Source organism: Hwanghaeella sp. 1Z406 (assembly GCF_048892425.1).
In the GTDB taxonomy this organism is placed as follows: domain Bacteria; phylum Pseudomonadota; class Alphaproteobacteria; order UBA8366; family Aestuariispiraceae; genus Pacificispira.
Map to the genome: position 1 here is coordinate 1 of NZ_JBLZHU010000028.1, position 469 is coordinate 469.

Below are 469 nucleotides of genomic sequence, written 5' to 3' on the forward strand. Positions count from 1 at the left end.
CCATCCACAGTCTTCTGGGTGGCAGTGATGGCATGGACCGTGGTCATGAGTCCTTCCACAATGCCAAAGTTGTCATGGATGACCTTGGCCAGGGGGGCTAAGCAGTTGGTGGTGCAGGAGGCATTGCTGATGATCTTGAGGCTGTTGTCATACTTCTCATGGTTCACACCCATGACGAACATGGGGGCATCAGCAGAGGGGGCAGAGATGATGACCCTTTTGGCTCCCCCCTGCAAATGAGCCCCAGCCTTCTCCATGGTGGTGAAGACACCAGTAGACTCCACGACATACTCAGCACCGGCCTCACCCCATTTGATGTTAGTGGGGTCTTCTGGCCAAGCTGAACGAGGTGGCAAGACAACAGTCTCACTTTGCCATGATGCACGGCGGGACGGGATTCGCCGGAATTGACTCCAGCTCTCCAGAGGTGAAAGGCTATTGGGCAAGTTTGGATGCATCTACTCAAACC

Annotated in this window: 1 pseudogene; it reads right to left on the bottom strand. The window is 54.8% G+C overall.

The features are described 5' to 3' along the window. A pseudogene (locus ACOSDR_RS20210) lies at positions 1-329 on the bottom strand (type I glyceraldehyde-3-phosphate dehydrogenase); the annotation flags it as partial. Between the last annotated feature and the right edge of the window lie 140 nt (positions 330-469).